Annotated in this window: 18 protein-coding genes; 4 read left to right on the forward strand and 14 right to left on the reverse strand. The window is 57.2% G+C overall.

Features of this window, described 5'->3' with window-relative positions:
* The first annotated feature begins 89 nt into the window (after positions 1 to 89).
* Entirely contained in the window at positions 90 to 2,024 is a 1,935-nt protein-coding gene (locus CAUR_RS09590; RefSeq protein WP_012257705.1) for an ATP-dependent helicase, read from the forward strand.
* 260 nt (positions 2,025 to 2,284) lie between these two features.
* Here CAUR_RS09590 and CAUR_RS09595 read toward each other — a convergent pair whose 3' ends face one another.
* From CAUR_RS09595 to CAUR_RS09645, 11 genes are all read right to left on the reverse strand, one after another.
* Positions 2,285 to 4,180 (reverse strand): protein kinase domain-containing protein, encoded by a 1,896-nt coding sequence (locus CAUR_RS09595; protein WP_012257706.1) that lies wholly within the window; start codon positions 4,178 to 4,180, stop codon positions 2,285 to 2,287.
* Positions 4,181 to 4,583: 403 nt separating this feature from the next.
* Entirely contained in the window at positions 4,584 to 5,918 is a 1,335-nt protein-coding gene (locus tag CAUR_RS09600; protein WP_242605116.1) for a S41 family peptidase, read from the reverse strand.
* Between the two features lie 13 nt (positions 5,919 to 5,931).
* Complete coding sequence (locus CAUR_RS09605; protein ID WP_012257708.1) at positions 5,932 to 6,690, reverse strand: 16S rRNA (uracil(1498)-N(3))-methyltransferase; 759 nt, start codon at positions 6,688 to 6,690, stop codon at positions 5,932 to 5,934.
* Between the two features lie 5 nt (positions 6,691 to 6,695).
* Complete coding sequence (locus CAUR_RS09610) at positions 6,696 to 7,730, reverse strand: type I phosphomannose isomerase catalytic subunit (RefSeq protein ID WP_012257709.1); 1,035 nt, start codon at positions 7,728 to 7,730, stop codon at positions 6,696 to 6,698.
* A 27-nt stretch (positions 7,731 to 7,757) separates the two neighbouring features.
* Positions 7,758 to 8,744 (reverse strand): 50S ribosomal protein L11 methyltransferase, encoded by a 987-nt coding sequence (locus CAUR_RS09615; RefSeq protein ID WP_012257710.1) that lies wholly within the window; start codon positions 8,742 to 8,744, stop codon positions 7,758 to 7,760.
* 9 nt (positions 8,745 to 8,753) lie between these two features.
* Positions 8,754 to 10,172 carry a cysteine--tRNA ligase gene (gene cysS / locus CAUR_RS09620; RefSeq protein ID WP_012257711.1) on the reverse strand — a complete coding sequence of 473 codons (1,419 nt, stop codon included), beginning with the start codon at positions 10,170 to 10,172 and terminating at the stop codon, positions 8,754 to 8,756.
* 37 nt (positions 10,173 to 10,209) lie between these two features.
* Positions 10,210 to 10,980 (reverse strand): serine O-acetyltransferase EpsC, encoded by a 771-nt coding sequence (epsC, locus tag CAUR_RS09625; RefSeq protein ID WP_012257712.1) that lies wholly within the window; start codon positions 10,978 to 10,980, stop codon positions 10,210 to 10,212.
* A 266-nt stretch (positions 10,981 to 11,246) separates the two neighbouring features.
* The gene (locus tag CAUR_RS09630; RefSeq protein ID WP_012257713.1) at positions 11,247 to 11,507 is read right to left on the reverse strand and encodes an FmdB family zinc ribbon protein; all 261 of its coding nucleotides are present in this window, start codon (positions 11,505 to 11,507) and stop codon (positions 11,247 to 11,249) included.
* A 136-nt stretch (positions 11,508 to 11,643) separates the two neighbouring features.
* Positions 11,644 to 12,216 carry a DUF1294 domain-containing protein gene (locus CAUR_RS09635; protein WP_012257714.1) on the reverse strand — a complete coding sequence of 191 codons (573 nt, stop codon included), beginning with the start codon at positions 12,214 to 12,216 and terminating at the stop codon, positions 11,644 to 11,646.
* Positions 12,217 to 12,569: 353 nt separating this feature from the next.
* Positions 12,570 to 14,264 carry a methylmalonyl-CoA mutase family protein gene (locus tag CAUR_RS09640; RefSeq protein ID WP_012257715.1) on the reverse strand — a complete coding sequence of 565 codons (1,695 nt, stop codon included), beginning with the start codon at positions 14,262 to 14,264 and terminating at the stop codon, positions 12,570 to 12,572.
* A gap of 57 nt (positions 14,265 to 14,321) precedes the next feature.
* Positions 14,322 to 14,978 (reverse strand): ComF family protein, encoded by a 657-nt coding sequence (locus CAUR_RS09645; RefSeq protein WP_012257716.1) that lies wholly within the window; start codon positions 14,976 to 14,978, stop codon positions 14,322 to 14,324.
* Positions 14,979 to 15,130: 152 nt separating this feature from the next.
* Here CAUR_RS09645 and CAUR_RS09650 point away from each other — a divergent pair, with 152 nt between their 5' ends.
* A complete protein-coding gene (locus CAUR_RS09650) occupies positions 15,131 to 15,316 on the forward strand; it encodes a DUF2256 domain-containing protein (protein ID WP_012257717.1) in 186 nt (61 codons plus the stop codon).
* 2,121 nt (positions 15,317 to 17,437) lie between these two features.
* On the opposite strand, the gene CAUR_RS09655 is transcribed toward CAUR_RS09650, so the two are convergent.
* On the reverse strand, positions 17,438 to 18,094 hold the full coding sequence (locus tag CAUR_RS09655) for a hypothetical protein (RefSeq protein ID WP_012257718.1): 657 nt from the start codon (positions 18,092 to 18,094) through the stop codon (positions 17,438 to 17,440).
* Between the two features lie 174 nt (positions 18,095 to 18,268).
* On the opposite strand from CAUR_RS09655, the gene CAUR_RS09660 reads away from it, so the two are divergent.
* Together CAUR_RS09660 and CAUR_RS09665 are read left to right on the forward strand one after the other, a co-directional pair.
* Positions 18,269 to 19,606, forward strand: coding sequence for an amidohydrolase (locus CAUR_RS09660; RefSeq protein WP_012257719.1), 1,338 nt, complete (start codon positions 18,269 to 18,271; stop codon positions 19,604 to 19,606).
* A gap of 32 nt (positions 19,607 to 19,638) precedes the next feature.
* The gene (locus CAUR_RS09665) at positions 19,639 to 20,529 is read left to right on the forward strand and encodes a restriction endonuclease (protein WP_015909131.1); all 891 of its coding nucleotides are present in this window, start codon (positions 19,639 to 19,641) and stop codon (positions 20,527 to 20,529) included.
* A 99-nt stretch (positions 20,530 to 20,628) separates the two neighbouring features.
* Here the strand turns inward: CAUR_RS09665 and CAUR_RS09670 are convergent, their stop codons facing one another.
* Together CAUR_RS09670 and CAUR_RS09675 are read right to left on the reverse strand one after the other, a co-directional pair.
* Complete coding sequence (locus tag CAUR_RS09670) at positions 20,629 to 20,802, reverse strand: hypothetical protein (protein ID WP_015909132.1); 174 nt, start codon at positions 20,800 to 20,802, stop codon at positions 20,629 to 20,631.
* Entirely contained in the window at positions 20,799 to 20,990 is a 192-nt protein-coding gene (locus tag CAUR_RS09675) for a hypothetical protein (protein ID WP_012257721.1), read from the reverse strand. Before CAUR_RS09675 ends, CAUR_RS09670 begins: the two co-directional genes overlap by 4 nt.
* Between the last annotated feature and the right edge of the window lie 39 nt (positions 20,991 to 21,029).

The raw sequence follows: 21,029 nt of genomic DNA on the forward strand, positions 1-21,029 counted from the left end.
CGCATTGCTGCACGTTACCCACTGCTGATCGACATACATCATTCAGCAAAGCATTATTGTCTAACAGCTTCTAGCAAAACTGGCACGATATGGAACAACTCAACCTGCTGAATCCCGCCCAGCGCGCGGCTGTTACTGCCCCAATTGGGCCGATACTGGTCAAGGCCGGGGCCGGTAGTGGCAAAACACGGGTCTTGACGCTGAGGATCGCCTATCTGATTACGCACTACGGGGTAGCGCCGCAGCAGATTCTGGCGGTTACTTTTACCAATAAGGCGGCACGCGAGATGCGTGAGCGGTTAAGCAATCTGCCAGGGCTGCGCATTCGTGGTTTGACCAGCGGTACTTTTCATGCCATCTGCACACGTATCCTGCGCGAGTCGATTGAGGGTCGGCTGAAAGGATATACCTCTTCGTTCTCGATCTATGCCGGCGAGGAGCAATTGCAACTGGCGGCTGAGGCATTGGCGGGCGTAGGCGAGACACCACCCCGGTTGATCGAAGCCGATGAGGTGTTGCGGCTGATTTCACGGGCTAAAAGCCGGATGTTGACCCCACGCCTGATGGCACGGTTCGCCACCGACCCGCTTGATCGCTTTATCGCTGCCTGTTACCGGCGCTATCAGCGGGCACTCGAACAGGCGAATGCCCTCGATTTCGATGATCTGATCCTGACCGCGTATCGCCTGCTGAGCGATGATCCCGATTTGCTGGCAACGTATCAGCAGCGCTGGCAACACGTGCTGGTCGACGAGTACCAGGATACCGATCCGAGTCAGCACGCGCTGATTGAGTTGCTCACCCGGCCAACGGCGCAGCGTCCGCGCTCGCTCTTCGTGGTTGGCGATGCAATGCAGAGTATCTACGGCTTTCGCAACGCCGATCACAGCATTATCAACCGCTTTGCTACCGATTTTCCCGATGCTCGTGTGATCGAGTTGACAACGAACTACCGTTCGCGCCAGCCTATTCTCGATGCGGCTTATGCAATTATTCGCCACAGCCGCAGCGTGGCACCGATGGAATTGCGTGCTGCGGCACGGAATGTTGATGAACGTTGTGTGTTGATCAGCGAAGCCAGAGATAGTCGTGATGAGGCCGATCAGGTAGCTCGTTCGATTGCCGATCTGCAACGGCAAGGGCGACGGTTGCGCGATATTGCCGTGCTCTACCGCACCCGTCATATGAGCCGACCGTTCGAGCAAGCCTTGCGCCATGCCCGGATTCCGTACCAGGTGCGCGGTGGAGTGAGTTTCTTTGATCGGGCGGTGGTGCGTGATGCCCTGGCCTATCTTCGCTGTATTGCCAATCCGGCGGATAACCTCAGTTTGACGCGCATTGCGAATGTGCCGGCGCGAGGGTTAGGCGGGCAGGCGCTGGCAACCATTGCCGCCTATGCGGCAGCCCAATCGTTGCCGATCAGTACAGCTCTTGGCCATGCCCGGAATATTCCCGGTCTGAGTCCACGGGCGGTCGAGGGTGCCCATCGGCTCTTCGCATTGTTGCAACGCTGGTGGCGGTTGGCCGAAAGCACCATGCCGCCGGATCACGTGCTGGCCGATGTGCTGGAGCAGAGTGGGTATATGGCGGCATTAGCTGAACGTTTCGACGCCGAGGAGCTGGCCGAGGCGCGTGCCCATTTGCAGGAGTTGCTGCGGGCAGCGGAAGAGCACACTGATCTGCGTTCGTTCCTGCAAGAAGTTGCGCTGATGACGAATACAGACGATGAAGATGATGAGCGTGATCGGGTTCAGCTCTTGACGATCCACGCCGCCAAGGGGTTGGAGTGGCCATTTGTGTTTGTGGTGGGCTTAGAGGAGGGAACGCTGCCGCACGAACGGAGTATCGGCGATCCGGCGGCTATCGAAGAAGAACGGCGCTTATGCTATGTGGCGCTGACCCGTGCCGCCGAACGGCTCTATCTCTCGTGGACGGCAAGCCGGCAGCGTGGTCAGCGTCTGAAACCGTCGCGTTTTCTCGATGAGATCATTGCATTTGGACGAGAACGTGCGCGAGGGCGATGAGGGAGCGAGAAGTCATCTCATTCATGGATTAGGCAAAGTGCGCAGAGTTGCAAGGCAGATGCAGCGACTCCCGCCCCAGCGGGTTCAGGGGTGGACAGAACACGCGAGTGTGTTCGAGAGATAGGGCCTGGAGATGACCTGAACGTCCTTACCTCCATCAACAAGGCAACAGGTAGATCGCCAGGCAGGCAAGGGTATCATCCAGCCAATCGATGTGTGGTGAGCCACCTGCTGCGCCTATTCATGGCCATCCGCGAAGGCTATAGCCAGATCGTCACCAGTGTTACTGTTATCACGATCACGAGCAGGATGACCGATACAATCAGGGCAATGCGTTCGATATTCCACAGACTAATTGTGCTCACCAGCGTATCATCTGGGCCGATGAGATACAGCTCGCATTCCTGACCATCAAGCAAGCCGTTGATCTGCGTCATCGTCACGCCCCTGATGCGGAGTTTGGCACGTATCGGTCGGGTATGTTCGCCGGCGTTAGCAATTGCTCTGTCTATCAGATCACTCAGTGTTCCGACACTTCGCCATTGGCTATCAAAAAGATCGATCTCGGCTTCGTAGACCGGTTGAGCGCGCTGGCGTAGCAGGGTGCGTACGTTATTGGGCAACCCTTCGCTATCGTCATCATTCTGGTGCTCAACCGCCCGCCGCGACCAGTGAAACACCTTTTCTTCGACCAGATTGCCGTTCCCGGCACACTTCTCGCACCGCACTTTCCCGTAGCCTTTGCAGCGATTGCAGGTCTGATCAACCGGATCGGTCTCGTCATTGCGCGTCTTCCGTGGTTTGATCGTTCCTTTACCCTGACACTGTGGACATACCAGTTGACCCGATCCCTGACATTCAGTGCAGGTAAAAAAGCGCCGTGATCCTGGAAGAACGATGTCACCGCCTTTTTCCGAACTAAACTCCTCTGCTATCGGTAGTGGCACGCTCCAGAGATCAAGGGCCGGTTCGGCCTGGGGTCGTTCGTCAAGGTTCATGGGCCGAATCTTCACTTCTGGCTTTGTGCGTGTCTCGTAGAGAACATGTAATTCGTAGAAATAGATATTGAAGCTGGCAATCGTCTCAAGCTCGATCAGTTGACCGAGTGAAGAGCGCCGAAAACGATTTTTGCGACTCCAGTTGTTGAGCCACTGCCGCACATAGTTGCGCCGGTGCCACTTATCTGCCCGCTTGCGAGACTCGCTGAGAAAATCGTTGAACTGGTCGGCCAGGTTCGAGAGATCGGTGCTGAGCGCCAGTTCCAGCGGATTTTCAAACCACTCGGCACAGGCTTCCCAACGCGACTCCTCCATATCGGTGGTAGACTGATCGAGCAGGGTACGCAGTGCCAGACGGAGGGCATTGGCAGCAGCGCCGGCCGTTGTGAAACGCAGATTAGGTTGCGGTGACAGCATACGCAAGAGCACCCGTTCGGCCAGGGTCAGAGGCGGTGGTTTACCGACTAGATCAAGTTCGGCGATCAGACCGGTGGGAGGAAGTTCACCACTCAGCATATGGTAGGCCACGGCACCCAGGCTATAAATATCGAGCGCCGGATGCGCCTCGTGCTGAATCAGGCGCAGTTCAGGTGCTGAATAGGGGGTTACATAATCGGCTTCCTCGATCTGGCTCAGATCAGGGGCATCAGGAGCAGCAGCAAGGCTTAGGTTGGTAAGATAGGCATTGCCCTGCGGCGTGACCAGAATGTTCGCCGGTTGCACATCACGATGAATGATCTGCTGCTCGTGGAGATAGTCGAGAGCGGCGGCAATCTGGCTAATGATGCGCATAGCCAGTGGCAGTTCCAGCGGGCCTTCAGCCAGTAGATCACTGAGCGGACGGGCATCGACATACGGCGTTACCATATAGTCGCCGTAGCGCTCATCGTGACCGGCATCAATCACCGGCAACAGATGGGGATGATTCAAACTTGCTGCCAGGCGGGCGGCCAGTTGAAACCGGCTACTGGAAATCCAGTCGTGGCGTCGTAACAGGGAAATATACACCGGACGGTTCAGCGTCTGATGAATGGCCCGGTAGATGATAGCCAGTTCATCCTGTCCGATGCGTTCGAGTAGCCGATATTCGCGCAGCTCAGCGCCATTCTCTGCCCCCTGGCGTCGTTCGCTGCGAATAAAGGGGCGTGGATTGTTCATAGCCACCTCAGACCCCCACCTGTAATAGAACTTGTGTTCGTATTATACCGTATCTGTCAATGGTAATGTCTCTGACCCGCCGCCTCATAAACGATGCCAACGAGCAGAGCATTACAGCTCAGCCTTTGACTGGCTATCATAGCACAAAGCGTCAACTCGCTGTTGCGAGTGAGGAAATCGCTACCGATGGTAGCTGCTCGTTTCCTGTTGCCACGCTGCATCATTGCTATACTGTGATTGTGCCGTTTGGCGGCGGGCAACCAAGAGAACCGGATACGCGATGACGTTCATCCGTATCCTTCCTGTCAGCCAGGATCTCTGCCTCCCCAATTCAACCTCCACGGCGCCCTGCACGCCGTTTCCTCGCGCTTGCCCCTTTGCCCGCCGTCCGGTCTACGGCCCCTTAGGGGGCCGTTTCTGTTTCTGCCGGCGGTGGTGGTGCGGTTCCGTTCTCTAATAACTGTAAAGCCCAGTAGAGTTGAGCATCAGCACAGCTCGTATCGGCGGGACGATCAGGGACGCAGGGGACAGGGTAAGTCGCCTCATTCGAGGCCGGTACCACGTGCTGGGGGGTAATGCCGACACCGTTAATGGCTTCGCCAGCAGGGGTTAACCAGCGGGCAATGGTGATGCGTACACTACTCCCGTCGCGTAACGTGTAGATGTTTTGCACCGATCCCTTGCCGAAGGTGCGCTCACCGAGCAGTACGGTGTTGGGCCGTTGATCGCGTAAGGCGCCGGCCACGACCTCGGCCGCACTGGCCGATCCACCATTCACCAGGACAACCATTGGTATGTCGTAGAGCCGGCGGTCGGGTACGGCAGTGATAGTACGCAGCTCCTTTTTGACCCCGCTTCGTTCCTCTTCGTAAAGGGCGATGCCGTCGTAAAAACGACCCAGGACTTCTTGCGCAGTGGTTAAAAAGCCGCCGGAATTGTTTCTCAGATCAAGCACAATGGCGCGTGGCTGTTGCGGCCGCAGTTCGGCAATTGCGGCATCAAGCAACTCGGTGGTGGTGGCTTTGAATTCGGTGATCTGGATGTAGGCAATGCCATTCGGCAGCATGGTGCTGTTAACGGTGATCAACGGGATGGCGGCACGAGTAATGGCAACGGTAAAGACGCGATCCTCTGCCGGGCGACGCAGGGTCAGGCGAACGACGGATCCGGCCGGGCCACGGATCAGGCTGACGGCACGGGCACTGGCGTCGTTCTCGTTCAGGCCAGCGATCAGTTCAGCCAGTTCCTGATCATCGACGGCCAGGATAATGTCACCCGGTTGCAGGCCGGCCTGTGCTGCCGGCGAGTTGGGGATGGGGCGGTCAATCACAATCATCCCATCCTCGACCCGCAGGTAGGCACCGATCCCTTCGTAACGGCCTTCCATTGACTCGCGATTCTGCTGTGCCTCCTCTGGCTCCTGGAAGAAGGTGTAGGGATCGTCGAGGGTGGCCAGCATGCCACGGATGGCACCGTAGATCATGCGCTGCCGATCAATACTCTCAGGACGGTAGAAATTGCCTTCCACCAGGTCCCATACATCCCAGAACACGGCAGCGTATTGCCGGCGGTCACCGGGGGTCAGCAGGCGGGCGTCAGCATTGGAAACGCCGGTAATAAAGACATCAATCGGCGAGACGCCGACGATACGGCCGGTAATCCACCCGCCGAGAAACGCCACGGTCACGACAGCCAGCCATTGCACGATTTTGCCGATAATTGCCCACACCCGTTCCATAGCAGTATCTTTTCTAGTATTGAAGTGCATATTGAAGCATGGCCAGTGCTACCAGCGGTGCCGTTTCGGCCCGTAAAATGCGTGGTCCCAGTGACACCGATTGAATGCCGTGCTGATGCGCCGCCGTTCGTTCGGCGGGATCAATGCCACCTTCGGGTCCCGAATAAATGGCAATCTGGCGTAACGATGGTTGTGGCGGCAGCACTGTGCGTAGATGCACCGTTGCCTGTTCATCGAGCAGAATAGCCAGGTCGGCGGTATGCGCTCTGGTCAGTGCCGCCGCGAACGACTGCGGTTCAGCGACAACCGGCAATCGTCCGCGTCCGGCCTGCTCGGCTGCTTCGGTAGCAATGCGTTGCCAGCGCGCCAGACGATGTTCGTCAATCCGACCGGTGATGAGCGAACGGGCGAAGGTCACCGGTACAATCCGGTATACCCCTAGCTCAACAGCTTTCTGGATTGCCCACTCGAAGCGCTCAGGACGGATGAGGGCCAGATAGAGATCAAAGGTCACAGCCGGCTCGCCGGAAGCCTGGCAGCGAGCCACTACCTGACCGCGAGCGCGTCGCCGATCAATGTGAGTGATCTCAACGATTGCCGCCAATCCCTGTCCGTCGAGCAGCATCACCCGATCACCGGCGCGGAGGCGTAAGACACGCTCCCATTGATGAATGATGGCCGCATCATCAATCTCTACCTGATCGGTGCGTAGCCAGCCAGGATTGACGAAGAAGCGGCGTGTGTTGGGAATTGCGAGTGTGTCATCAACCATCGGCTTTAGGGGAAGATTGGACCGGTACCCGGTGATACGCCAAGTGTGCTGATTAACGCCGGTATATCGGGAATATATGAACGCAACAGGGTTGCATCATCGGCGAGAAGTCGGTACGCTCCCAGGGTTGCCGGCAAGAGGACCGCCGTTCCGCGTGGCAGGTCGAGGGTAAGCTGTTGCCAGGTAAGCTGTGCCGTCCCGCCAATGACGGTGAGGATCTCAAGCGAAGCGGGGTCGGTCTTCGCCGCTACTTCTCCCTGCACGCGCCAGCGTTCGAGTGCAAATGATGAGCAGGCTACCAGCAATTCGCGTTGTGCATCGAGCGGCAGTGGACGCAACCGGGCAGTGTGCGCCGGTTCCAGCCGACTCACCGCCAGCGCCTGCTCGATGTGCAGCGGGCGGAGCTGACCGGTACGGGCATCGCGGCGGTTGTAATCGTACAGGCGATAGGTAAGATCCGATTTCTGCTGAATTTCAAACAGCATAATCCCGGCGTTGATGGCGTGAATCGTCCCCGCCGGTACGAAGATCAGGTCGCCGGACTGAACCGGCCGCTGCGCCAGGAGGGTTTCGACGGTACCATCAGCGATTGCCCGCGCCAGTGTCTCACGTTCCAGCACCGTGGACGTGCCCAATGTCACCGTTGCCCCCGGTTCGGCAGCCAGAATGTACCAGGCTTCGGTTTTGCCGTGGAAGCCGGTATGCGCCTCAAACGTATGGGCATACTCATCGTCGGGATGCACCTGTACCGAGAGGCGGTCGGCGGCATCAATGAATTTCGCCAGCAACGGTAGATCGGCACCGTAGCGGGCGAACGGTCGGGAACCGACCAGGGCGGTGCCGTAGGCACGGGCCAGATCGGCAATCGTTGTGCCGGCCAGGGGGCCGTTGCTGACCCGATTGCTATCGAAGACCAGCCAGATTTCACCCAGCCGTTCTGGATGGGGGTGCGGCAGATCGAGCCACGGTGCCAGTCGTTGACCACCCCAGAGCGGTTCAACCAGGCGCGGTTCACAGAGAATTGGATAGAGTGTCTGCATAGGTTTGCGTCTTTATCGAAATCAGGTCTATTGTGGGCGACGGTGAACCAGAGCCACCCACTCACCCTCAACATGGCGTTCGATCTGTTGCAGACCGACTGCGGCGAAGGCCGCTACGACCTCTGCCTCTTTGACATCAATGATACCACTACTAATCAGTAGACCACCGGGTTTGAGAGCTGTCGCCAGATCAGGCGCCAGCAGCACCAGGACTTTCGCGATCAGATTGGCCGCGATCAGATCGAAGGTGGCCTGGGGCGTGTTGTCGTGCAGGGTGGGATCGGGTGTTTCCGGCCCAAAATCGCCAGACAGCCAGTGCCCCATCGCCTGCCCGGCGCCCAGGCTGCCTTCGGCTACCGTCACCAGGTCTTGCACCTGATTGCGCTCAACATTTTCGTGCGCGACCCGTACCGCTATCGGATCGTTATCGAGTGCCAGTACCTGACCCGCACCGAGTTTTGCCGCAGCAATCGCCAGAATCCCAGAGCCGGTGCCGAGATCGAGCACCTGTTGTCCGGGTTGCACCAGCCGTTCGAGCAGGTGCAGGCAGAGACGGGTGGTTGGGTGGAGGCCGGTACCAAACGCCATCCCCGGATCGAGCAGCAGGACAACATCGTTCGGCTGCGGCTGATATTCCAGCCACGACGGCACAATCACCGTGCGCTCGCCAACGCGCAGCACCGGGTAAAACTGCTTCCAGGCGTTCGCCCAGTCTTCTTCGGCCAGTGTGCGAGTCTGGATCGGGCCGAGCGGGCGAATCTGGTGGACGTGCCAGAGGGCATGTTCGATCTGCTGACGGGTCTCTTCGGCCTGCGCGTCGAGTGGCAGATAGGTACGCAACCAGACCGGTCGGTTGGGATCGTACTGGAATTCTGGCCCTTCATCGCCAGCGATCCAGCTCTGCTCGACCACGACACCACCATTGTAGCCGTAACGGGCCAGGATTTCGGACACCGTTTCCACGGCTTCCGGGTCAACTTCAACTGCAATTTCGAGCCAGGATGTTGTTTGCATGAATGTACGTCACCTCTCCCACTTCCATCGCGTGCCCTGCGGGCCATCCTCAAGCGTGACACCCAGATCGCTCAACCGGTTGCGCACCATATCGGCCAGGGCGTACTGTTTTGCCTTACGCAACTCGCTCCGCACCTCGATCAACAACTCGATGAACGGAGTGGCTTCGGCACCGGTTGTGCGTTGCCGTGGTTGCAAGCGCAGACCGAGCACACCGGCCAGCTCTCGCAGGGTCTGCTGCCCAATTGCCAGCGCATCGTTATCGAGACCGGCGTCGCGTGCTGCATTGATGGCCCGTACCAGGTCGAACAGGGCAGCGAGGGCTGCCGGGCTGTTGAAATCATTGTCCATTGCCGTGATGAAGCGTTCACGGGCAAGTGCTGCCGCCTCGCGCAGGGCAGTCACTGCCGGCCCTTCGTGTACCGTCCCGGTGGCCGGTGCCAGGGCCGAGAGCAAGCGCTCGAGTTTGCGTTGATTATCGGCGGCAACCTCGTCGTTGTAGGTCAGCGGGCTGCGGTACGAGCTGCTCAACACGATCAAACGGAAGACATCGGCGTCGTAGCGGCTCAGAAAATCGGCAATCGTCACTACATTGCCCAACGACTTCGACATCTTTTCGACCTGGCGCGTCTGCGGATTGACCAGTTGCAGCATGCCATTGTGTACCCAATAGCGGGCAAAGCACTGCCCGGTCAAACTCTCGCTTTGGGCAATCTCGTTTTCGTGATGCGGGAAGATCAGGTCGGTGCCGCCACCGTGAATGTCGATCTGTGGGCCGAGGTGTTCCATCGCCATCGCCGAGCACTCGATATGCCAGCCAGGCCGGCCCGGCCCCCACGGACTCTCCCAGGACGGTTCGCCGGGGCGAGCGGCTTTCCAGAGCGCGAAATCAGCCGGCGACTCCTTACGTGGATCGACCTCGAAGCGGGTTCCGCTCAACATCTCATCGAGCGAACGTCCAGAGAGCTTGCCGTAGTCTTCGTCGCGGCGAACACGGAAATAGACATCGCCATCAACGACATAGGCATAGCCGCGCTCGATCAAGCCCTGCACAAAGGCGATAATCGCCGGCATCGTGGTTGATACTCGTGGATAGGCGGTTGCCGGCAAGACATTCATAGCCTGCAACTGGGCGAGGAACTCGGCGGCATACTGCCCCGACAACGTCAGGGGGTCTTGACCGAGCGCATTGGCACGGGCGATCACCTTGTCATCAATATCGGTAAAATTGACGATATGCCGCACTTCGTAGCCGCGAAATTCAAGATAGCGCCGGATGACATCGAAGACGATGGCCGACATTGCGTGCCCGATATGGGCTTCGTCGTAGGGAGTCACGCCACAGACATACATCCGTACCACGCCGGGTTCAATCGTCTCCAGCGGTTCGAGGCGGCGGCTCAGGGTATTGTAGAGTTGAATCGTCATACGAACTCACTATGTTGCAAACAGTTGTCTCCCGGTTTCAGATACCGGCACCTTGATTATACTCTTCTTCAACCGACGATGAGTCATTCAAGAGCGTTTGCCAGAGCTGATCGGGCAATGCGTCGTATTTGAGGCGATGCTCTTCGTGATGAACATGGGTAGCTGCCTCCAGATCGGCGATCCGCAGTTCGAGTTCCAGCACCTTATCGTGCAAACCGCGCAGCATCTCGCCTTCGGGGTCGGGCAATTGCTCAACCCGGCGCGACAGACCGGTTACCGGATCGCGGCGAGCCACGATCCGTGCCGGCACTCCCACGGCGGTCGAGTGCGGTGGCACATCTTTGACCACAACGGCACCGCCACCGATACGGGCACCTTTGCCAATCGTGATAGCGCCCAGCACAATCGCCCCGACGCCAATAACCACCTCGTCCTCAACCGTTGGGTGGCGCTTACCGGTTTGCTTCCCGGTTCCCCCCAACGTCACCCCTTGATAGAGCATCACCCAATCGCCGATCTCGGTTGTTTCGCCAATCACTACTCCCATGCCGTGATCGATGAAAAATCCGCGACCAATGCGGGCACCGGGATGAATTTCAATCCCGGTGAGAAAACGGCTTATCTGCGAAATCAGGCGCGGAATGAAAGGGATATTGCGCCGGTAGAGGGCATGGGCCAGGCGGTGCAGAATAATGGCATGCAGTCCAGGATACAGCAATACCTCGGCCAGATTACGGGCAGCGGGATCATTGCGAAAAATGGCGCGAATATCATCGCGCAATACACACAGTGCATGTGACATACGCATCGACATTACCCCGGTAATAATAACCTCGTAATAACCTCGTGAACAAACAGGACACAAACAGACACAAGAGGAAACTGTGCGCAGGTAGGTGCGCGTCAGCGCAGATGCAGAAGGGGCGCTACCGGATCAGGCAGCACCCCTAACGACAGTAGCAGGCAGCAAGAGGAGAAAATGGAGAAGGGATACGGAAAGCCGCACCCTGAACAGCAATGTACTGATGCGAACGGGTGCGGCACAGCGGCGTGCAATATGATGTGAACGAATGTCTAATCGTCACCGGTGTCACTCTTGGTATCACTCTTGTTGTCCTTGCCGGCGTCGCTACTCGTCACCGAGCCACTGCTGGAACCACGGCTGTCGGTAATATACCATCCCGAACCCTTAAAGACAATCCCTGCCGGTTGAATGACCCGGCGTACCCGGCCGGCCTGACCACAGAGACAGACGGTCAGTGGTTCGTCTTTGAAGCTCTGGAATTGTTCAAACTGTTTGCCACACGCATCGCAGGCGTACACGTAGGTCGGCATAGCGCTGTTCCTACCTCCCTTTGGTTATTGTTTGATGTATCACACAAGGTATTTTACTCCAGAATACCAGGACACGCAATAAGAGGAGTGTTAGCGTTGTCTTATTGCGTGTCCTGGTATCACCGTTCAGTGTGTGTCATGTGAGCACCTGATAGCAATACCAGAACAAAACACCCAGATTGACAAATACTACCAGCCAGAATACCCGTTGATACGACGCCTTTCGATTCTTGTGCGAAAGATACCACTGCGCAACCAGTGCGCCGGGCCAGCCACCGAGCAGTTCAAGCAGGTGCAGACTGCGTTCGGAGATGCGGCGTCGGCCCTGGCGGGCGTTGATTTTGTCGAACTCATAGGCGATGAAGGTGATACTGCTGAAAAGTGCATACAGAATCAGTAGCAGTGGCGAGATACCACCGATGAAGGTGATGAGAGCCAGGGCAGCGAAGAAACTACCACTTACCAGCAAGGTAACCACAACGAATGAAACCGGCTCATTACCGAAGCGGACATCGATAGCCTGCACTCTGCCCTTGTCGTCGTTGCCAAGGGCATAGGTAACGGAAGTATTGAGTTCTGGACGCCGTTGCCGATCAGCGAGATGACGGATATGAAAGAAGACTCTATCGCGACCATTGGCAGACTCAATAAATCCATACCCTTTATCGTCTTTCCAGACAACGATTTTACCTTTGTGGCGCTTTGCCATGACGAAAACCTCTGCGTTGTCGCCGATGCTTCCCGGTTGTGGGAAAGCAAGGAACCAGTTTTTATCCAGTATAGTGAGTATGCGTACCGTTATGTATCCTTTCCAGATTGCCCCCCGGCTAACCTGTCAGGGAAACTGTATTTACGCCGGTGTGTGATGCCACGTGTGGAGCAGAAACACCGTTCTCCACACCCGCGCTCAGGGCGACGCTGATGCGACGCCACGATCACGAGCGATGACTTTTGTTAAACTAGATAGGATATTATCAACAGACAGCCCCTGTGCAGAAAAAATCACAGGGGCGCATGCCCTGCGCCCCTGAAAACAATCCCTCTCTGACCATGAAGCCGTTGCTACACGATCACCGAGTCTTGCTGATAGACCCCGAACACTTCACGCAGCACATCACACATCTCGCCGAGTGTACAATACGCCCGTACACAGTCGAGGATTGCCGGCATCATGTTCTCGTTCCCCTGAGCGGCGGCGCGCAACTCTGCCAGCCGGCGAGCGACCAGCGCCTGATCGCGCTCACGCCGCACCCTATTCAGTCGCTCCAGATGACGCTTCTCGCCCTCCGGATCCATCTGCAAGATCGGAATCGTCAGCGGCTCATCATCCTGGAACGCATTCACTCCCACAATAATGCGCTCCCCACGGTCGATCTCTTGCTGATAGCGATAGGCAGCATCGGCAATCTCGCGGTGATAGTAGCCGTTGCGGATCGCTGCAATCACCCCACCCTGGGCATTGATCGCGTCAAAGATCTGCTGAGCTTCACGCTCCATGCGGTCGGTTAACGCTTCGACGAAATAGCTACCGCCGAGTGGATCAACCGTGTTGGCAACACCACTCTCGTAGGCAATAATCTGCTGCGTGCGCAGAGCAATCGTTACCGCCTTTTCCGACGGCAACGCCAGCGCCTCGTCCATCGAGTTGGTATGCAGGCTCTGTGTGCCACCGAGCACGGCTGCCAGCGCCTGGATCGCCGTGCGGACGATGTTGATCTCAGGTTGCTGGGCAGTGAGCGAGCAGCCGGCGGTTTGGGTGTGGAAGCGCAGCCACCACGAGCGCTCATTCTTCGCACCGTAGCGTTCACGCATCGCCCGCGCCCAAATGCGCCGGGCAGCGCGATACTTGGCAATCTCCTCGAAGAAGTCATTGTGGGCATTGAAGAAGAAGCTGATCCGGGGGGCAAATTCATCAATATCGAGACCCCGCTCCAGCGCCGCTTCGACATAGGCAAAGCCATCGGCCAGCGTAAACGCCAGCTCTTGCACAGCAGTGCTACCAGCCTCGCGGATGTGATACCCACTCACGCTAATCGGGTTCCATTGTGGTACGTGGCGAGCGGCAAATTCGATGGTATCGACCACCAGCCGCATACTCGGTTCAGGTGGGAAAATGTATTCGTTCTGGGCAATGTACTCCTTCAGAATATCGTTCTGAATCGTACCCCGCAACTGGCTCCACGGAATGCCGCGCTTTTCGGCCACCACCAGATACATGGCCCAAATCATCGCCGCCGGCGAATTGATGGTCATTGAGGTGCTGACCTGATCCAGCGGCAGATCGGCCAGCAAAATCTCCATATCGGCCAGTGACGAGACAGCCACCCCACACTTGCCAAATTCACCCTCAACCAGCGGATGATCCGTGTCACGCCCGTACAACGTGGGCATATCAAACGCAATTGACAATCCGGTCTGCCCTTGCTCGAGCAGATACTTGAAACGGGCATTTGTCTCCTCGGCGCTACCGAAGCCGGCAAACATGCGCATCGTCCACAATTTGCCGCGATAGCCGGTCGGATGAATGCCGCGCGTGAACGGATACTGACCGGGGTAGGCGATGTTGCGCAGGAAGTGGTCGGTCAGGGTTTCGCCATCACGAGTGAGATCAAGCGGGGTGTAGAGACGCTCAATTGGTGCACTACTGGTCGTCATAAAGGGGCCAGAACGTTCAGGCGTGCGGCGCAGGGCTGGCCAGAGGCACTGCTGTTCCCATTGTTCGTGGGCGGCAGCGAGCTGCTCGATGTCAGACATCATCGTCCCTCCTGACTGAGAATGGTAGATTGCCGAAGCGCACTCTGTGCGCGTATACTTCTATTGTACAACGGAGTCGTCAATCAGCGAACGCGCCAGCGCAATCGCCCCAACCGATTGTGCCCCGGCTGCACGCAGAGCAGCCGCGCAGGCTGCCAGGGTCGCCCCGGTGGTAAAGACATCATCAACCAGAATCAGATGTGGTGGTGGGGGAGTTGGTCGGTTCCAGGCGAAAGCTCCGGCAACGTTTGCAGCGCGGGCATTGGCCGCCAGCCTGGCCTGGCGTTGGGTAGAGCGTATCCGCACCAGCCCCTCAATCAATGGCGGCCCACCGGCTTGCCGAAGCCGGCCTGCAAGCTCGGCAGCCTGATTGAAACCACGTTCACGCAATCGGTCACGGTGCAATGGCACCGCAATCAGCGCATCAGCCACCAATGGCCCGGCAGCCGCAGCCAGCAGATCGCCCAGGGCATGGGCTACCCGGCGTCGTCGACCATACTTGAGCTGGTGAATAGCTGAGACCAGCGCACCTTCATACCGAAACGCCACCCAGGCCCTGTCGAGGCCAGCAGGCGGCGGAAAGGGCGGGAAAGGCCGTAGTCGCTTACGGCAGGCGGCACAGAAAAGATCGCCGGTCAACTGCCGGCAACCGGCACAACGGTCGGGAAAGAGCCAGTTCAGTACACGGTTGAACATAGCTGGCGTAGCGTGATACATAGCCTGCTCCTGTAGTCAAGTGAGACATCAACCCGAACCGGCCCGGTTGCCGGCACAAAAATTCGAGATCGGCTATCGTGCTCACTCATCAGACTTACGGTACTATGCTCCTGTATATATAACCGTTCTGCGAGGCAAAAAGGTACGCCGTTATGGCTAGAACAAAATTGACCAACGCTACGATCCATACGCCAAAGCGTAAAGGGCAACTACCAACCAAAATCTGCGCCGTTTGCGGACGACCGTTTGAATGGCGCAAAAAGTGGGCACGCTGCTGGGACGAGGTACGTTACTGTTCAGAGCGCTGCCGGCGCGAGAGTCGCCGTTCACAGGCATGACAGCGTTGCGGCATCTACGCCACCCGTTGGTGAGGCGATCCGCAATCTGGAGTTCGGTGGACGTCGGCACTCCCTGGCAGCAATCATTTGCTACCCGGAGCGAAAGTGGGATACGATGTTCCGCCCTGGCGTGATTGGATGGAAGTGAGCATGCTGCATCTCTGTAAGTCTCGTCAGAGATGCGCTAAAGCGTGGCTCGGTTTCACCCTGTCGGTCACGTGGGAGAGCGATCTATTCATAAAAGCGGTGCTGTCGTGCGCCCAGACTGTCGCACAGGTACATGAACGCTTGCCAATCACCAAAGACCGTTTATCCTGCTCCTGTCCTGCTGGCAAAGCGCAGCTCCGGTCGTGCCATCACGCGCTGGATAGGTTGCCGTGCCCGCTCGTTATGCGCGTGTCGCAACGTTTGGAGTGCGGCAGCCATGCTGCCGCAGCAGCCGTGCTCACGATCCGGCGCCTGGCACGCCGTTGACACCACTGGTCACGGAGGTGCGAGATTGGATTGTTTCAATCACAGAGTCGGTCAGGAATGAGATAACTTCTCGTAGACGTTTTTTTGAAATAGGTTCTAACAAGAGAGGGCGGATAGGAATGAGGTGTGCTCGGCAATTTACCCCATCACCCGGCCTACCGCACACTACTGCTGTGTCCCTCTGTTCCACTATCGACCGGTGAATCGGTACATTCCACGGATTGGTATCACGCAGCGTGGTCGATACAGAAGTCTGGCTGCCGTCCTCCCAACACCGGAGACGCGAATTGATCGGCGATTGACAGCAGGTTTAGCAGACACAGGTTTTGAGCGCGCCGGAGGTGCGCACTCCCAGGGTGGTGAGAAGTAAGCATGCTGCATTCCGGTCAGTCTCGTAAAAGATGCCCTGAAATGTAGCGTGGTTTCACCCTGTCGGCCACGTGGGAGAGCGATCTAACAAGAGAGGGCGGATAGGAATGAGGTGTGCTCGGCAATTTACCCCATCACCCGGCCTACCGCACACTACTGCTGTGTCCCTCTGTTCCACCATCGACCGGTGAACCGGTGCATTCCACGGATTGGTATCACGCAGCATGGCCGATACAGAAGTCTGGCTGCCGTCCTTCAAACACCGGAGACGCGAATTGATCGGCGATTGACAGCAGGTTTAGCAGACACAGGTTTTGAGCGCGCCGGAGGTGCGCGCTCCCAGGGTGGTGAGAAGTGAGCATACTGCATTCCGGTCAGTCTCGTAAAAGATGCCCTGAAATGTAGCGTGGTTTCACCCTGTCGGCCACGTGGGAGAGCGATCTAACAAGAGAGGGCGGATAGGAATGAGGTGTGCTCGGCAATTTACCCCATCACCCGGCCTACTGCACGACACTGCTGTGTCCCTTCGTCTACCATCGACCGATGACCGGTGCATTCCACGGATTGGTATCACGCAGCATGGCCGATATAGCAGCCTGGCTGCCGTACTTCAAACACCGGAGACGCGAATTGAATCGGTGAGTGTCGGCAGGGTTAACGGACACGGGTTTTGGGCGCGCCGGAGGCGCGCACTCCCAGGGTGACGGCGTCGAAGGCTCGTGCGCCCAAGGGGATGGAGCCGGAGGCTCGCACGTCCATGCTCACAGGTGAACAGAACATATCAGCTAACGCATCAGGATGCCCTGGAGAAGACTTCTGTCGCCCCTCTCCCGCGTGCGCTATGCATTACCCATATGTCACTCAGCAGCCGGTATGACCCCTCATAGCGCATCGTGCTGGACACGGCGCATCGTTCGTCACGCACACCAGGCGGTTATGGGTTCCGCAGCGTCCTGCTTTCCACCGCCAGGCCAGCCCTGCGCTCGTGCGGGCTGACGCTCGCCCTCACGACGTGGCAGCCCCGCTGAGGCTACTCATGCGTGCGTATGGCGCCTGCTCCCCACCAGCAGGCCAGCCCCGAAGGGGCTTCAAGGAAGTGAGGCAGGGTTTTAACCCGCTGGCTCTGAACCTGCCGACTCGTCGCCCCTCATCCCCAGCCCCTCTTTCCCGCATACGCTCGCATATATCGCCCGTCTCTACGGGCATGGAGATAGCGGACGTTCTCGTCACGATGATCGAGCCTGTCAATAATGAATGAGATGACTTTTACAACCCTGCCTACCCTGACCGGCGACCATCCCTTGCCCGCTGAGCCATCTGCCACTCATTAATCAGCGTGGCTGCCTGTTCGTTGGTAAGCTGAGCGACCGGAGCCTGAAACCGACGCTGTGCTTCGGCGTCGGGATCGAGTGAGAGGTCACGGGCCAGTGAAGCAATGGCGTTCCGCTGCTTATCGGTGATCGGCTGATTTGCGTAGCGCGCACGCTCTTCGGCGATGACAACCCGCTGGTGTTCATCACTCAGACGCTTTAGCTCATCGATGAAGGCCGATGCCTGGCCTTTGTTGAGCGAGACCAGATCATAGCCATGCTGCTGGGCGAAGCTGGCGAGTTGCTCACCCGACCAACCCAATGCCTGTTGCAGGGCAGCGATGAAGTTGCGCTGTCGCTCACTGGCCGGTGCATCGGGATCGCGCACTGTAATGGCCGTTGCCGGCGTGTATTGCTCGCGAATGTGGGCGATCTGTTGTTCGACTGCTTCGCGTTGGCTGCGAAAAATCCGCCAGCCGAGATCAACGGCCTGCTGAACCATCTGATCATCAGCATCAATTGGCAGGGTAATCGTCTCTTCGATGGTGATAAAGTCGTCGCCGAGTTTGATCGCTGTACGATAGGTGCGGGTGACACTGCGTTCGCTCTGTGGTTTGGCCGGCATGGCTTCCTCCTCTAATTCTCCGTACCGATTCGTCCCTTTGCGCCTGGTGGCTATTGTTGTGCAATGCCGGCGCTGAGACTATTATAGCACAAATGTTCAATTTTTGTCAATCTTGAGATTTCCGGTTACAATGCCCATAATAACCGAAGTGCAATATCAATATAGAGAAACGTTATGTACGATCTTCTTGTTCAACGCGCCGACGTACTTCAGATCGCCAACGGCGTTCCTTCCGTGCTGCCGCAACACGATATTGCGATTACCGATAGACGTATCGTCGCCATCGCTCCCGACATCAGCCCCGGTCTTGCTCGTGAAACTCTGGCCGCTGATGGTCTGCTTGCTATTCCCGGTCTGATCAATAGTCACTCCCACACCGCGATGAGTCTGTTTCGCGGTGTCGCTGAAGATGTTCCCATCGAAGAGTGGTTCAACGGCATTATCTGGCCGCTGGAGACCAATCTCACCCCTGAAGATGTCTATTGGGGCACATTGCTCGGTCTAGCTGAGATGATCGAAGCGGGTGTGACCTGCGTCGCCGATCATTACTTTGCTATGGATGCAATTGTCCAGGCGGTGCAGGAGTCGGGGATGCGTGCACTGCTGGCCTGGACGATCTTTTCGGGGGCTGATGAACACGAACAATTGAGTCAGGCACGTCAGTTTGTCGAGCAGTGGCACGGTGCTGAGGCAGATCGGATTCGGGTCTGGATGGGGCCGCATTCACCGTATACCTGCACACCATCGTTGTTGCGACGGGTGGCCCAGACAGCGCGTGAACTCGGCGTCGGTATTCATATTCACCTTTCCGAAACCGCAGCCCAGGTGGCCCAGAGTCTCGCTACCCACGGCTGTTCACCGGTCTCCGTCGCCCGCAACGCCGGCCTGTTCGACGTACCGGCCCTGGCAGCGCACGTTGCCCACGTGTCACCAGAGGATATTGCGACCCTGGCAGCCCATGGTGTAGCGGTGGCCGTTACTCCGAAAACCGAGATGAAACTGGGCATCGGTGTTGCGCCAACGCTGGCAATGCGCGAAGCGGGGGTCACCGTTGCGCTTGGGAGTGACGGTGCGGCAAGCAATAACACCTACGATATTCTGGAGTCGGCTCGCCTGCTGGCCCTGCTCGAAAAGCTACGCCAGAGTGATGCCCGTTGTATGCCAATCGGAACTACGCTCGAACTGGCTACCGGCGCCGGTGCCCGCGCGTTGCAATGGGACGGGATCGGTGTCTTGCAGGTTGGTGCCCGTGCCGATCTTGCCCTGGTACAATGCGCAACTGCCCATACGCAGCCGCTGCACAACCCGGCAGCAGCGTTGCTCTACAGTTCGCAGGCTGCCGATGTTGATACAGTGATCGTTGATGGTCGCATCCTGATGCACAGGCGTACCCTGCTTACCATCGATAAACCGCGAGTGTTACGCGAGGTGGCTGCGCGGATCGAGCGTCTCACCCAACGCCAGGGCGAACGACGGATTGCGACGTACCCTGAAGCGCAGGCGAGCCGGTAGCCGAGTAGATGATATCTGATGGCAGAGTCGATATGCCAATTCCCGATTTCCAAACGATCATGCTGCCCATGCTACGGGTGATGGCCGATGGTCAAGAGCACTCGATCCAGGGTTTGTTGGATCGTCTTGCCGAGACATTTTCCCTAAGTGAAGAAGAGTTACGCGAATTGCTGCCGAGCGGTAAGCAAACCTTGTTTTACAATCGCGTCGGCTGGGCCAGAACGTATCTAGCCAAAGCAGGACTGCTCGAAACAACCCGACGCTCATACTACCGCATTACCGCTCGTGGTCAGCAAGTTCTGCAACAAAACCCTTCGCGAATTGATATAAGATTTCTGGAACAATTTCCCGAATATCTTGAGTTTCGGCGACGACCGAAATTAACAATCTTTGAAGAGAAAGAACAAACACCTGAAGAGGTTCTTGAAGATGCCTATCAAGAGATCAGAAATAACCTGGCTCAAGAATTGCTCAAACTGGTAAAGCAAAGCCCTCCGGCGTTTTTTGAACGACTTGTTGTCGAATTACTCGTGAACATGGGGTATGGTGGCTCGCGGCGTGATGCCGCACGGGCCGTTGGCCAGGTTGGAGATGAAGGAATCGATGGTATCATTGATGAAGATCGGCTGGGTCTTGATACGATTTATATTCAAGCAAAACGGTGGGATAACGTTGTTGGCCGCCCAGAAATTCAAAAATTTGTTGGCGCTTTGATGGGAAAGCGAGCAAGAAAAGGTATTTTCATTACAACTTCTACTTTCTCGGCTGAGGCTATTAATTATGTTGCAAATATTGATACGAAGATCGTCTTGATTGATGGAAAACGTTTAGCGGAGCTTATGATCGACTACGATGTAGGCGTGGCAACCGTCTCTACCTATCAACTCAAACGAGTTGACTCCGACTATTTTGGGAATGGATAACGTCCAGACCATTGTTCTCAGTGACAAGCGCATAGGATTAGCTGACCTGAGCGATCTCTCGCCCAGGCCAGGCCGGCAAGCGACGCCTATCTGCGCGTGCTACTTTATAAGCATTGCCAGGCCACAAATCAAGCCCCCCGCCACCGTTATCACGATCAGATGAAGCGCGAGTGGACTTCCGGCCAGGAGGAAGGATATGGCAGTCGCGACGATGCCGACGATAACACCAATAATGATTGCTTCACGTTCCAGTACGCTGAACATATCAATCATCGCTCTCGTTCACCAACATCGCGTCCCTGGTCGAGCGAGTAGCTACCGTAATCCTGTGTAGGCGGTTCAGCCGCTTTCTTTACAATCACGCCAATCTGGATTAAAAACCAGAAGATACCTGAGACAATCAGGGCGACTACGATCAAGCCGCCAATGATAATTGCGATCAAAAACAATGTGCTCATCATGGTTTTCTCCCCCTGACTATGACACTATATAGCAGGTAG

It is taken from the genome of Chloroflexus aurantiacus J-10-fl (genome assembly GCF_000018865.1).
Taxonomy (GTDB): domain Bacteria; phylum Chloroflexota; class Chloroflexia; order Chloroflexales; family Chloroflexaceae; genus Chloroflexus; species Chloroflexus aurantiacus.

Bases quoted from the DNA above. Each gene is read 5' to 3' on its own strand.
- CAUR_RS09590 (WP_012257705.1), top strand. From the start codon at position 90: ATGGAACAACTCAACCTGCTGAATCCCGCCCAGCGCGCGGCTGTTACT.
- CAUR_RS09595 (WP_012257706.1), bottom strand. From the start codon at position 4,180: ATGAACAATCCACGCCCCTTTATTCGCAGCGAACGACGCCAGGGGGCA.
- CAUR_RS09600 (WP_242605116.1), bottom strand. From the start codon at position 5,918: ATGGAACGGGTGTGGGCAATTATCGGCAAAATCGTGCAATGGCTGGCT.
- CAUR_RS09605 (WP_012257708.1), bottom strand. From the start codon at position 6,690: ATGGTTGATGACACACTCGCAATTCCCAACACACGCCGCTTCTTCGTC.
- CAUR_RS09610 (WP_012257709.1), bottom strand. From the start codon at position 7,730: ATGCAGACACTCTATCCAATTCTCTGTGAACCGCGCCTGGTTGAACCG.
- CAUR_RS09615 (WP_012257710.1), bottom strand. From the start codon at position 8,744: ATGCAAACAACATCCTGGCTCGAAATTGCAGTTGAAGTTGACCCGGAA.
- cysS (WP_012257711.1), bottom strand. From the start codon at position 10,172: ATGACGATTCAACTCTACAATACCCTGAGCCGCCGCCTCGAACCGCTG.
- epsC (WP_012257712.1), bottom strand. From the start codon at position 10,980: ATGCGTATGTCACATGCACTGTGTGTATTGCGCGATGATATTCGCGCC.
- CAUR_RS09630 (WP_012257713.1), bottom strand. From the start codon at position 11,507: ATGCCGACCTACGTGTACGCCTGCGATGCGTGTGGCAAACAGTTTGAA.
- CAUR_RS09635 (WP_012257714.1), bottom strand. From the start codon at position 12,216: ATGGCAAAGCGCCACAAAGGTAAAATCGTTGTCTGGAAAGACGATAAA.
- CAUR_RS09640 (WP_012257715.1), bottom strand. From the start codon at position 14,264: ATGATGTCTGACATCGAGCAGCTCGCTGCCGCCCACGAACAATGGGAA.
- CAUR_RS09645 (WP_012257716.1), bottom strand. From the start codon at position 14,978: ATGTATCACGCTACGCCAGCTATGTTCAACCGTGTACTGAACTGGCTC.
- CAUR_RS09650 (WP_012257717.1), top strand. From the start codon at position 15,131: ATGGCTAGAACAAAATTGACCAACGCTACGATCCATACGCCAAAGCGT.
- CAUR_RS09655 (WP_012257718.1), bottom strand. From the start codon at position 18,094: ATGCCGGCCAAACCACAGAGCGAACGCAGTGTCACCCGCACCTATCGT.
- CAUR_RS09660 (WP_012257719.1), top strand. From the start codon at position 18,269: ATGTACGATCTTCTTGTTCAACGCGCCGACGTACTTCAGATCGCCAAC.
- CAUR_RS09665 (WP_015909131.1), top strand. From the start codon at position 19,639: ATGCCAATTCCCGATTTCCAAACGATCATGCTGCCCATGCTACGGGTG.
- CAUR_RS09670 (WP_015909132.1), bottom strand. From the start codon at position 20,802: ATGATTGATATGTTCAGCGTACTGGAACGTGAAGCAATCATTATTGGT.
- CAUR_RS09675 (WP_012257721.1), bottom strand. From the start codon at position 20,990: ATGATGAGCACATTGTTTTTGATCGCAATTATCATTGGCGGCTTGATC.